Annotated in this window: 9 protein-coding genes and 1 pseudogene; 5 read left to right on the forward strand and 5 right to left on the reverse strand. The window is 60.9% G+C overall.

Annotated elements, in window-relative coordinates; translation table 11 throughout:
* Positions 1-26 precede the first annotated feature (26 nt).
* Positions 27-2,576, reverse strand: a complete 2,550-nt coding sequence (locus J4E63_RS23960) for a Tc toxin subunit A (RefSeq protein ID WP_207283547.1) — start codon at positions 2,574-2,576, stop codon at positions 27-29.
* A 230-nt stretch (positions 2,577-2,806) separates the two neighbouring features.
* Between J4E63_RS23960 and J4E63_RS23965 the strand changes: the two genes are divergently transcribed.
* On the forward strand, positions 2,807-3,052 hold the full coding sequence (locus tag J4E63_RS23965) for a FitA-like ribbon-helix-helix domain-containing protein (RefSeq protein ID WP_060739269.1): 246 nt from the start codon (positions 2,807-2,809) through the stop codon (positions 3,050-3,052).
* Entirely contained in the window at positions 3,049-3,468 is a 420-nt protein-coding gene (locus J4E63_RS23970; RefSeq protein WP_060739268.1) for a type II toxin-antitoxin system VapC family toxin, read from the forward strand. Before J4E63_RS23965 ends, J4E63_RS23970 begins: the two co-directional genes overlap by 4 nt.
* Positions 3,469-3,522: 54 nt before the next feature.
* On the opposite strand, the gene J4E63_RS31390 is transcribed toward J4E63_RS23970, so the two are convergent.
* Together J4E63_RS31390 and J4E63_RS31395 are read right to left on the reverse strand one after the other, a co-directional pair.
* Complete coding sequence (locus J4E63_RS31390; protein WP_371857826.1) at positions 3,523-4,386, reverse strand: methyl-accepting chemotaxis protein; 864 nt, start codon at positions 4,384-4,386, stop codon at positions 3,523-3,525.
* Positions 4,387-4,428: 42 nt separating this feature from the next.
* A pseudogene (locus J4E63_RS31395) lies at positions 4,429-5,442 on the reverse strand (methyl-accepting chemotaxis protein); the annotation flags it as partial.
* A gap of 212 nt (positions 5,443-5,654) precedes the next feature.
* Between J4E63_RS31395 and J4E63_RS23980 the strand changes: the two are divergent.
* Together J4E63_RS23980 and J4E63_RS23985 are read left to right on the forward strand one after the other, a co-directional pair.
* Positions 5,655-6,326: a histidine phosphatase family protein gene (locus tag J4E63_RS23980; protein WP_404943343.1), complete on the forward strand. Its 672-nt coding sequence runs from the start codon at positions 5,655-5,657 to the stop codon at positions 6,324-6,326.
* Positions 6,327-6,350: 24 nt separating this feature from the next.
* Positions 6,351-7,211: a phosphatase PAP2 family protein gene (locus J4E63_RS23985; RefSeq protein WP_207283549.1), complete on the forward strand. Its 861-nt coding sequence runs from the start codon at positions 6,351-6,353 to the stop codon at positions 7,209-7,211.
* A 97-nt stretch (positions 7,212-7,308) separates the two neighbouring features.
* Here J4E63_RS23985 and katG read toward each other — a convergent pair whose 3' ends face one another.
* Positions 7,309-9,573, reverse strand: coding sequence for a catalase/peroxidase HPI (katG, locus tag J4E63_RS23990; protein ID WP_207283550.1), 2,265 nt, complete (start codon positions 9,571-9,573; stop codon positions 7,309-7,311).
* Between the two features lie 359 nt (positions 9,574-9,932).
* Between katG and J4E63_RS23995 the strand changes: the two genes are divergently transcribed.
* The gene (locus tag J4E63_RS23995) at positions 9,933-10,523 is read left to right on the forward strand and encodes a hypothetical protein (protein WP_103308586.1); all 591 of its coding nucleotides are present in this window, start codon (positions 9,933-9,935) and stop codon (positions 10,521-10,523) included.
* Positions 10,524-10,544: 21 nt separating this feature from the next.
* On the opposite strand, the gene J4E63_RS24000 is transcribed toward J4E63_RS23995, so the two are convergent.
* Positions 10,545-12,059 (reverse strand): ABC transporter substrate-binding protein, encoded by a 1,515-nt coding sequence (locus tag J4E63_RS24000; protein WP_207283551.1) that lies wholly within the window; start codon positions 12,057-12,059, stop codon positions 10,545-10,547.
* Positions 12,060-12,086: the final 27 nt, after the last annotated feature.

A 12,086-nucleotide genomic window follows, 5' to 3' on the forward strand; every position in this document is an offset into this window, starting at 1 on the left:
GATCCTTGAATATTGAAGTGGGGTGGTCAATGGCTCGCCGCGATCAGCGCTTCGCCGACGGTTTTCCAATCCGAAGCAGGGCTTTGGGGGTTCAGTGCGGTTGCCTTGAGCAGCAGCTCTGCCGACAGCCCTGTGCTGACGCAGCACGCCTGGCAGCGCATGACCCAGTCCAGCGCTTCCATTGACGTTGCGCGTCGCGGTTCCAATTGCGCCGTGAGGCGTTGCACTTCTTCGCTGTTCCAGTTCAGGAGGCTGGCCAGCAGGCTGTTGGCTTCTTTTTCCGCCTGTTGGCCGTCCTGGTTGGCGACATGCAGGTAGTGCAGCAGGTTTTCTTCCGACTGCGCCTGGTGACGGGCGCAATGGCTGAAACGCTCGAGCAGATACAGCGTTTGCGGGGTGAGGGCTCTGGAAGTGTTCGGGGCCAGCCATGTCGGGTTTGCCATCAAGGCGTTCAGCGTGCTGCTGCTCAGGTGCAGGTGTTGGCAAGCCTCGGCGGTGCGCAGTACCTTTGCCAGCGCCTGCGGCATGATGCCCGGGGCAGCCTTGATGGCCGCGACAAGCGCCTCGGCATCGGTACCGGCCATTTGCATCACGTGGGGAACGAGCTCGCTGGAAAGGTCGGCCATGTCATGCAGGAGGGTTTCAACCAGGTGCTGAGGGACGTGCTCGGTGTCCTCTCGAAGTCTCGCCAGGCGTTGTTCCTGGTTCTGGTTCAGTGGCAAGCCCGCTTCTGGTTCAGCGAACAGACGACACCACTGCAGCACATCGAGCCCGTTTTGCCTGAGCCAGTCGACGGCCCAATCCAAGGCCATCAGCACGTCGAGAATGTCGGGTGCCGAGGATGCCGGGGGAGACAGTCGCCCGGTCACCAGCGCCTTGCCGTAATCGTCCCCTCCCAGTAGCCGGGCCAGCTCGGTGCACGCCAGCGGCGATAGGCCCAGCATCCGGGCGATGCGGGCCTGGCGGTAGAGGGATGAAACCGTAGGCAGGTCGTGTTCCAGTCCCAGCAGGTATTGCTCGCTTCGTTGCGCAAGCAGCAGCAACGCGTCCTGGGTCATGGGCAATCCGAGGCCGGCACTCAAGTAGCTGAAGGTTTGCAGGTCGGTGACGGCCAGTGGCTTCTTGGGGTATTGCCACACGGGGTTTTCAAGCAAGCGGGTGCGATTGAACACCTGATCGAACAACGGGACTCGTTCCCCGCAGGCTTCAACCGGCATGTCGTGCAGCAAAGAAGCAAACTCTTCAGGCGCGATGCCATGACGTTGGTTCAGGTACCGGTAGACGCCAAGGGTGCGCAACGTGTTGGCGCTGAGCGTGTCGCTTCCCTCGGATCGCAGGGCATTGATGATCAGTGTGTCCAGTTCGGCCACGGGGATATCGGTCCAGCGATGCAGGCGGATCATGCGCTGGAGACGGTCGAAACGTTCATCGGAATAGTGCAGGAAGACGCGCGACGCCCCTTGGGTTTCGATGCGCAGGGGGGGAGTACTTTCCGACCCGTTGATGTAGCTGGCGCCATAAACGCTCTGCGTGGCGTCCGGGCTGTTGATCGAGCTGCGAGGGCTGTAGCGGCCTTGCGCCAGGAATTGTTCCACCTGGTCCGTCGTCAGCCCGGTGCGTTCCTGGAAAAAATCGAGCTGATCCAGGCGTGTGATGTCCTGGGTGCCATAGCTTTTCTTCAGCGCGTCAGGCCTGGCGCTTGAAGCGCTTGGCGCGAGCAGCAGGTTCTGTTGTTCCGGGCTGAGTCCGGACAACAGCTTTTGGGCATCGAGATGAGAGGTCGTGACGCGCCCGTACGTCGAGGGGCCTCGTGAAAATGGCAGTTGCAGGCTGACCCGATAGTTCAGTTCGCCGAGCACGGGTTTGCCTGCGCCCAGCCCGAGCAGACACTGGTGATGGTGCAGGTCGTAGGGCAGCGAGAAGGGATAGTGCTCGCTGGCCAGCACCTGCTGGACGGTCTCGTTCCTGCCGGTACTGGCCAGGTGCGCCGCGATGTTGCTGCGCAGGGTGTCGTTGACGATGTCGAGCATCGGGCGTGTGGCGAAGGCGCTCTGTCGATCGAGCATCAGCTTGCCGAGGTCCGGGCGCCGTTCCTCCAGGGTGATCCTGGCCGCTTGTACAGGGGCCGGTAGCTGCTCCAATTGCCGGGCGAACAGATACAGGGCTCGCAGATACGCCACGGGTGAGTCGATGGCGGCGATGTCGCCTTCGTCGCAGAAGTGATCCCAGTTTTCTTCGAAGAGTGCCTGATAGCCGGCGGACGCTGGCGTTGTATCCGAATCCAGGCTGTACCGGAAACTTGGCTGGGTGTCCTTCCTGGGTGATACGCGGTGTTCCTGGTACAGGCGGCTGATTTGTCCGGCATAGCTCACAGCGCTGTCATACACCCGCCCGGCATCCGCGTCGCTGTGCTTGGCGAGTTCGAGGGCGAACTGCGCTTTGTCCATGCGCACGATGTCGAACACCGACGTCACACCCATGTGCTGTAGGGCTGTTCTGAATTTGGTTTCTGAAGTTTTCTTGCCGGCAGGGAAGGCGACGAGCCGGTGCAACAGCGAGTCGTTGCTAACGTCCATGTGGGGTCTATCTCCTGTTCGAACGGAATGTGCGTTTCGGGAGAAAACCGTACAGGAGCACGCAGAAAAAAACGGTAGGACGTCAGGGGAAGATGTGTACGAAAGGGCGATGCGTGGGGCGGTTTTTGATTCCCGGTGGTCCCTGGGGGCTGACGGGTGAGTGGCCGCTAGACAAGTTGAGCGCTTTAAACTAGCTTGCAATCAATGATTTCATTGATTGCAGGTGTTTTATGGCCAGCCTCACTATTCGAAACCTGGACGATCAGATAAAGGAACAACTGCGTATCGCGGCAGCCCATAACGGCCACTCCATGGAGGAAGAGGCCCGGCTGATTTTAGGGCGTGCCTTGGCAAGAGTGAGTCCTGAAGGTGGATTGGGGAGTCGCATTCGAAACAGATTCAGTGCCCTGGGCGGTGTGGAACTGGATCTGCCTGCGCGTGACGAAAAGGCCAATGCGGCGGATTTATCTGAATGATAGTGCTCGATACCAACGTGATTTCAGAGTTCATGCGTGCAGAGCCGAACGCCAGTGTCCTGGCCTGGGTTGATTTGCAGCCTGCAATGGAACTGGTCATTTGCGCTGTTACCGTGGCGGAAATTCTTCATGGTGTCGCCCGGCTGCCTTCCGGCAAGCGCAAGCAAAGGCTTGAAGCCCATGCAATGGCAATGTTCGAAGAGGATTTTGCTGGCCGGATCCTGCCTTTCGATGCCCATGCGGCGGTTGAGTACGCGACCCTCGTTGCGTCATGCGAGGCGAAGGGGAGGACGGCAGGCATGGCTGATGCACAGATTGCCGCTATTTGCCGTACTCACGGGGCGCTGATTGCAACCCGCAATACCAGGGATTTCGAGTTTCCAGGCGTTGACGTCATCAACCCCTGGAACGCTTGAAGGGGGCTTCATACATAACGCCCGTATTCCATCGGAACCGGGCGTTGTCCATGATCAAACCCTGAAGTGGCTGACCATCATCTGCAATTGATTGCCCAGCCGCGCCAGTTCCACGCTGGAAGCGGCGGTTTCTTCGCTGGCGGCGGCGGTCTGTTCTGACACGTCGCGCACGTTGATGATGCTGCGGCTGATCTCCTCGGCCACGGCGCTTTGCTGCTCGGCAGCGGCGGCGATCTGCTGGTTCATCGACTGGATGTTCGACACCGTGCGGGTGATGTTTCCCAGGGATTCCCCAGCCTTGCGCGTCAGGGCCACGCTGCTGTCGGTGAGGCTGCGGCTGTTGTTCATCACGGCGGCCACTTGCTGGGTACCGTTCTGCAGGCCGGCCACCAGGCCTTCGATTTCCTCGGTGGATTTCTGGGTGCGCTGGGCCAGGCCACGGACTTCGTCGGCCACCACGGCGAAACCACGCCCGGCTTCACCGGCGCGGGCTGCTTCGATGGCGGCGTTGAGCGCCAACAGGTTGGTCTGCTCGGCCACGGCCTTGATCACGTCCATGACGCTGCCGATCTTGTCGCTTTCCTGTTGCAGCACGGTCATGGCGTCGGTGGAACGCACCACTTCGCTGGCCAAGCGTTCGATCTGGGCGATGGCTTCGCTGACCACCTTGTCGCCGGCGCGGGCTTCGCCATCCGCGGCGGCGGCGGCCTGGGAGGCTTCTTCGGCGTTGCGCGCGACTTCCTGGACCGTGGCGGTCATCTCGTGCATGGCGGTCGCGACCTGGTCGGTCTCGACTTTCTGGCTGTTGACCCCGGCGCTGGTCTGCTCGGTCACGGCGGACAACTCTTCGGCGGCGCTGGCGATCTGGGTCACGCCATCGCGGATGCCGCTGATCAGGTCACGCAGGGTCACGCCCATGCGTGCGATGCCTTGTTGCAGCACGCCCAGTTCGTCACGGCGGGTGACGATGACGTTCTGCGACAGGTCGCCGCTGGCAATGCGTTCGACCACGGCCAGGGTTTCGCGCAGCGGGCCGGTGATCTGGCGCGTGATGATCACGGCGGCAATGACGCCCATCAGCAACGCCAGCAAGGTGCTGATCAGTTGCAGGGTGCGGGCCTGGGCGCTTTCAGCGTCGCGGCGGTCGAGTTGGATCTGGTACAGCTGCTCGCTCAAGGTCACGATGGTCGTGCCCTGGTCGGTCATTTCCTTGCGGGCCTGGACCACATCGGCGGTGGCCAGCTTGAAGGCCTGCACGGCGCTGCGGTACTGGGTCAGGGCGTTTTCCAGCTGGCGCAGTTCATCCTGGCGGCTGCTGGAGAAATGTTCATTCAAGGGCTTGAGCGAAGCGATGGCGGCGTCCAGCTGAGCGATGGCCTTGCGTTCGGTGTCGGCGTTGCTGTTGGCGGTATAGCCGCGTACTTCATAGCGGGCCAGCATGAAGGCCTGCTTGGCCTCGGTGATGGCCTGGAACTGGGCGAAACGTTCATCGCTGAGGGCCATGTGCCGCACGTCGGCGTCGATGGCCTCGATCAGCTTGTAGGCGACCTCGGCGTTCGCGCCCATGGCGTCGCGGGCGCTGTTGCCGGTGCGGTAGGCGCTGCGCATTTTGTTCAGGGAAACCTGATAGGCACTGATGACCGCGCTCTGCTCCTTGAGCAGCTTGACGTTTTCCGGGCTCTTGAAGCTGCTGAGCAGGGTGTTCTGTTGCGCCACGAAACCGTTGAGGGTGGTCTGCACATTTTGTGCGGCGGTTTCGTCGCCATCGGTCAGCATGTATTGCAGGCGGGTGACGCGAAGTTTGGTCAGGCCGGCGTTGAGCTGAGTGATGTCGCTCATCCAGTTGCTGCGCTGGATAAGACCGCCCAGGCTGGTCCAACTGGTCAGGGCCAGCAGGCAGGTCAGGACCAGCACCAGGCCGAAGCCCAGGCCCAATTTCATGTTGACGCTAATGTTGCCAAACCAGCTATTCATCAAATTCCTCCAGGAACGTTGTGCTGCTTGATCATCGATTGGCTGGAAGATTGTTGTTGTTAAGAGCCAGCAAGAGCATGTAGCAGGGCTTTATCGGCGGGGGGGCCTGGATCTGAAGCTTTTTTTCACATTGGTTTCACTGCCTGCCTACGTTGGCCTCTTTACTGTCGCGCCATCGAATGACTAGGTGGATGCCGTCGGGGCGGCTTGATGTGGAACTGAGACTGAGCCTTTTCGGCCTGACGCGCTCGATCGATACGCGCTGGTTTGCCCGTTACCAAAACACGCTGGTCGTGCTGGCTTCGGCGCTGCTGGTGATCCCGTTGACCTTCTGGCTGCTGAGCCCGGCAGCGGTGCCGGACCTGGCCCATGGCAACATCGCCGGTGCCCGGGCCTTGGCCGATGGCTGGGCCAAGGGCGAGATGATCGTGCTGGTGCGCCATGTCGAGCGCTGCGACCACTCCAAGGCCGCGTGCCTGAATGATCGCGAGGGCATCACGGACCGCGCCCGTGCCGTTGCGGTGGGCCTCGGTGCCCGGTTCGAGCAACTGGGCCTGGACAACGTCGACCTCTACAACAGCCCGCTGGTGCGTGCGACCCAGACGGCGGGGTACATGTTTAACAAGGTGAGCACCGGTGACGATTGGCTGATCAATTGCCGGCATGACCTGCTGCGTAATGCCCTGGCCCACAAGGTGGCAGGGCGCAACCTGATTCTGGTGACCCATAGCGAATGCATGCAGGCCATGGAAACCGCGCTCCAGCGCCCGACTTCGGCGTTCGGCTATGGCGCTTCGTTGTTCGTTTCCGCCGCCCAGCCCCAAGCGCCACGCTTGCTTGGGTTTATCGAGGCCTCTGACTGGCACTCGGTGGCGTTTCAGTAACTTTCCCCACGATTAGGACCGCTCATGCTGACGTCTGCTCGCGCCCGTTTCTACGGACTCAACCTCGGAATTCCCTTGGTCTGTGCCGCCGCGGTGTTCCTGCTGTTCGACCTGACCCGCATCGACATCGCCATCAGCGATCTTTTCTACGATCCGCTGCACCAGGTCTTTCCGCTAGAGCATGTGCGGCTGTTCGAGCAAATCACCCACAAGTGGGCGAGGGTCATCCCGAACTGGACCGGCGAGGCGGCCATAGTGGGGGCGCTGTTGGCGTTTTTCTGGCCGATCTTCAAACCGGAAAAACACCCTGGGCTGCTCCGCCTGCTGGATAAGACCCGACTGAGCAAACCACTACGTTTTGCCCACAAGCACCGTCGCGACTTTCTCTACGTGGTCTTCGCCTTTTCCCTCAGCACCGGGGTGATCCATTACCTCAAGGGCCACACCAGCGTGTACTGCCCGGTGGAAACCACCCAGTACGCCGGCAAGATCGAGCACAGGGAATGGTTCCAGAATTTCGACCTGCTGAACGTCGCCGGTGACGGTCGTTGCTGGCCCGGCGGCCATGCGTCCGGCGGCTTCACCATGCTGGCGCTGTATTTCGTCGCCCGCCGCTACCGCTGGCGTCATTCGAAAGCCTTGATGTATGGGGCGCTGGCCTTGGGGTTTGTCTACGGCACGACCCGGGTCCTGCAGGGTTGGCACTACATGTCCCACACGTTCTGGGCGGGGATTTTCGTCTGGTTGAGTTGTTGGCTGATGGCGCTGCTGTTTTATGGACGGGCGGCCTTGGAGCAGCCTGCGTTGGGCAACGCACTTCGTCAGCCTGAACACCAGGCAAAAAAAAGCCCGCTGGGAGTGCGGGCTAAAACCTTAGTTTCTTGAATGAGCGAGGGGACTTTACCCAATCACACGCAGGTGTGGGGTGAAGAAAAGTTCATGAGGCCGCTTCCTCGCACGACCTCATGGGCTTGGACGCTTCTCACCGCAGATCGAACCGATCCAGGTTCATCACCTTGACCCACGCCGCGATGAAGTCCTTGACGAACTGCTCCTGGGCATCCGGGCTGGCATAGACTTCGGCCAGGGCCCGCAGCTGCGCGTTGGAGCCGAAGACCAGGTCAACGCGAGTGCCGGTCCATTTGACCTGGCCGGTCTTGCGGTCGCGAGCTTCGAAGGTTTCCTGGGTGTCGGAAAGGGCTTTCCATTCCACGCCCATGTCGAGCAGGTTGACGAAAAAGTCGTTGCTCAACGTCCCTGGCCTTTGGGTAAAGACACCGTGCGCAGTGTGGCCGACGTTGGTATCCAGTACCCGCAGGCCGCCAATCAGTGCCGTCATTTGCGGGGCACTGAGGGTCAGCAGTTGTGCCTTGTCGATCAGCAGCGCCTCGGCGGACACGCGGTACCGGCCCTTGAGGTAGTTGCGAAAACCATCGGCAATGGGCTCGAGAAAACCGAACGACTCGATGTCCGTCTGTTCCTGGCTCGCGTCCATGCGTCCTGGCGTGAAGGGTACCGTCACGCTGAGCCCGGCATTTTTCGCCGCCTGTTCAACACCGGCGCTGCCCGCCAGCACGATCAGGTCCGCCAGGGAGATTTTCTTGCCGTCGGCTTGGGCCGTATTGAACTCGCTCCGAACCTTTTCCAGGGTCGCCAGCACTTGGGCCAGTTGTTCTGGCTGGTTGGCTGGCCAATCCTTCTGCGGGGCCAGGCGCAGGCGGCCACCGTTGGCACCGCCGCGTTTGTCGGAACCACGGAAGGTGGAAGCCGCGGCCCACGCCGTAGACACCAGCTGTGAAACCGTGAGGCCCGCGGCCAGCAGCTTGCCTTTGAGGGCGGCGATGTCGCTGTCGTTGACCAGCGGATGGTCGACCGCCGGGATAGGGTCTTGCCACAGCAGTTCTTCGTTGGGCAGTTCCGGGCCGAGGTAGCGTGAGAGCGGGCCCATGTCGCGGTGGATCAGCTTGAACCAGGCGCGGGCAAAGGCGTCGGACAACTGCTCCGGGTTTTCCAGGAAACGCCGGGAGATTTTTTCGTAGATCGGGTCGAAGCGCAGGGCCAGGTCGGTGGTCAGCATCGTTGGATTCCGCCGTTTGGCCGGGTCATGGGCATCGGGGATAATGCCCGCGCCTGCGCCGTTTTTCGGTGTCCATTGATGCGCGCCTGCCGGGCTCTTGGTCAGTTCCCATTCGAAGCCGAACAGGTTCTCCAGGTAATTGTTGCTCCAGCGGGTGGGCGTGGTGGTCCAGGTGACTTCCAGGCCACTGGTGATGGTATCGGGCCCCTTGCCGGTGCCGAAGGTGCTCTTCCAGCCCAGGCCTTGCAGCTCCAGGCCAGCGGCTTCGGGCTCGGCACCGACATTGTCCGCAGGCCCGGCGCCGTGGGTCTTGCCGAAGGCGTGGCCGCCGGCAATCAGTGCCACGGTTTCTTCGTCGTCCATCGCCATGCGGGCGAAGGTTTCGCGAATATCCAGCCCGGCGGCGACCGGGTCCGGCTGGCCCTCGGGGCCTTCCGGGTTGACGTAGATCAGCCCCATCTGCACGGCGGCCAGCGGGTTCTCCAGGTTGCGTCCTTCGTCAGTTCGGCTTTCTTCGTTGCCAGGTTCGGCCACCAATTGGCCCTCGCCGGGATCCTGCATGGCGGCTTTGTCGGGCTTGCCATAGCGGACATCGCCCCCCAGCCATTTGTTTTCGGAACCCCAGTAGACGTCTTCATCCGGCTCCCAGACATCGGCGCGACCACCGGAAAAGCCGAAGGTCTTGAAGCCCATGGACTCCAGCGCGACGTTGCCGGTAAGGACGATCAGGTCGGCCCAGGAGATGTTGCGACCATACTTCTGCTTGATCGGCCACAGCAGCCGACGCGCCTTGTCGAGGCTGACGTTGTCGGGCCAGCTGTTGAGCGGTGCAAACCGCTGCTGGCCGGAACCCGCCCCACCGCGCCCATCACCGGTGCGGTAGGTGCCTGCACTGTGCCAGGCCATGCGGACAAAGAGCGGCCCATAGTGGCCGAAGTCCGCTGGCCACCAGTCTTGCGAGTCGGTCATCAGCGCATTCAGGTCTTGTTTCAAGGCCTGGAAGTCCAGGCGCTTGAACGCTTCGGCATAGTTGAAATCCTCGCCCATTGGGTCGGACAGCGAGGAGTGCTGGTGCAGGATCTTCAGATTCAGTTGGTTCGGCCACCAGTCGCGGTTCGTCGTGCCACCGCCAGCGGCGTGATTGAACGGGCATTTCGATTCGTTTGCCATGAGAAGCTACCTTTGGTCGTATTCATCCAGCTATCCAGCCCGGCGGGCTTCGAATAGCGACAGGCGAAATAAATGACACAGGGCGCAGGGCTCACAGTTCGCTCAACTGATCATGTTTGGCTACGCGGCAACATCTAATTGCCAGTACGGTGGCCCACGGCAAGCCCAGTACGTTTCTGAACGCTTCGTATCTCTTGTCAGGTTTCACGGGCCGGATTACACCAGCCTGAATTCAGGCTAGTCCTCCTTTGCCAGATAGCTAATAGGCGCAGTATTAACGGTCGATAGGGATAATCTTTTATCGGCGCCCGGCGGTGAGGCAGATGATATGAACGGCGCCTGCCGTGACGGACCCCATCATGAACAAATGCCCGCGCAGCACGGCCTTCCACGAAGCCGGTCATGCCCTGGCCTTTTGGTGGAATGGCCTACCGATAAAGCGCATCACCGTGCGTACCAAGGTCGAAGCCTGGGCGGGGCCGCTGTTCGACCTGCACGGCAACCCGCAATACGCAGAAGGGTTGGTCGAAGCCGACTACCTTGTTTCGCGCCCGGCCTTCGACGCGCCGGGGATCGCTGAATACCTGCCCTCGATGATCGATGCCATCGAGCGTGACCTGCTCCATTGTTTCGCCGGGCCTGTGGCCGAAGCGGTCTACCGGCACCGCAGGTCCGACCGGCTGTTCAGGGGCAGCGGCCGGGGTGACCTGGACCGGGGGCACGAGCTGATCAGCCTGCTGCCACCGCGCAAGCTGCTCGACGCCCAAGCCCAGGCCATCGCTCGTTGCAGTTGCCTGGTGCACCGTTACTGGCCGGCTGTCAGCGCCGTGGCGGGCTTTCTGCAAGAGCATGGCACGGTTGAAGGGAACGCCGTCACAGCGCTGCTGTGTGAGATGACCGGGGAGCGGCCGATGTTGCTCGGCCATCAAGTGGCAAGCCTCGATTCGTGATCAAGGCGTTGCCACTACTCGCTAGCGCTTCACTGTTTCCTCAAGAGAGAAGCGTCCCAGTGGGTTTTGTTGGAAGTGCTCGATGTTCTTGCGCGAGATATTGATGTACGGGCTGTAGTAGAGATCGATCCAGTTGACGTCCTGCTTGGCGATTGCCTGAAGGTCGGTATACATCTGCTTGCGCTTGGTCGGGTCCACTTCTACCCGCGCGGCCGCGACCAGATCCTTGACCTTGTCGTTCTTGTAGCGGGTCATGTAATTCATGTTGGTGTCATGTCCCAGCACGAAGGTGGTCTTCTGGTCCGGGTCGAGGATGTCGTTGGTCCAGTACATCACGGACAGATCGTAGTCGCCGTCGATCAGCATCTGCCAACTCTGGGTTGGGTCGACTTTCTGCAAGGTGGCTGTCACGCCGACTGCTGCGAGCTGTTGCTGGACCAGCACGGCGATCTGCTCGTCGGCTTCATTGCCCGCATTGACCACATAGTTGAGCTTCAGGCCTGAAGCGCCTGCATCGGCCAGCATTTTTTTGGCTTTTTCCGGGTCGTACGGGCGCTGCAGATTATCGGCATTGTGATAAAGCGCTCCTTTAGGAATGTAGGAATAAGCCACCTGGCCATGGCCGAACGTCACGGTATCGACCAGGGATTTCTTGTTGATCGCAAGGTCCAGGGCCTGACGTACTTCAGGCTTGCCCAGCAGGCCGTGCTCATGGTTGATCAGCAGATGATCCTCACGGGTGGAGGGATCCATGTGTACGACCAGGTTGGGATCTTTCTTCAGGGTTTCGACGCGCGAGAAGGGCACGAAGATCGCCGAATCCAGTTCACCGGCCTGTACCTTCAACATCCGCGTATTGTCATCCGGGATGGAGATCCATTCCACGCCATCCAGGCTCACCTTGTCGGCCTGCCAGAAGTGGGGGTTCTTTTCCAGCACCACGCGATCACCGCGTAGCCACTCCTTGACGATAAAGGCGCCAGAGGCAACGGGGTCCTGGGCATAGGCTTCCTCACCCATTTTCTCCATGGCCTTTTGCGACAGGATGGAGACGTTGGGCAACGCCAGCTGCGCGAGGAAGGGCACTGAAGGGCTCGTGAGTGTCACCACCAGTGTCTGCGGGTCGGTTGCCTGGGCCTTGTCGATAATCTTGTAGGAGTCGCTCCACAGCGACCCTTTGTTGTCGCGGATGCGCAACAGACTGAACGCTGCATCGCTGGCGGTAATCGCTGAGCCGTCGGAGAACTTGGCCGAGCGCAGTTTGAAGGTATAGGTCATGCCATCGTCGGAAACCTGCCAGCTCTCGGCCAGCCCCGGTACCAGCTTGGTGCCGGTATTGTCGACGCGCACCAATACGTCGTAGACATTGGAGAACACCCAGTTATCACGGTTCTGTGCGCTTTTGATCGGGTCGAACGTCGTACTTTCTTCACGGCAACCGATGGTCAGCACGCCTGCTGCCTGGGCGACACCGGCCGCCAGTGTGCAAACGGTCAACGTCGCGGCGGTCAGCAACTTCAAGTGTTTCGATCGCATGGTCAAACTCCCTATTGATGAATGTTT

The sequence above is a fragment of the Pseudomonas sp. FW300-N2F2 genome (genome assembly GCF_017351655.1).
GTDB lineage: Bacteria > Pseudomonadota > Gammaproteobacteria > Pseudomonadales > Pseudomonadaceae > Aquipseudomonas > Aquipseudomonas fluorescens_AA.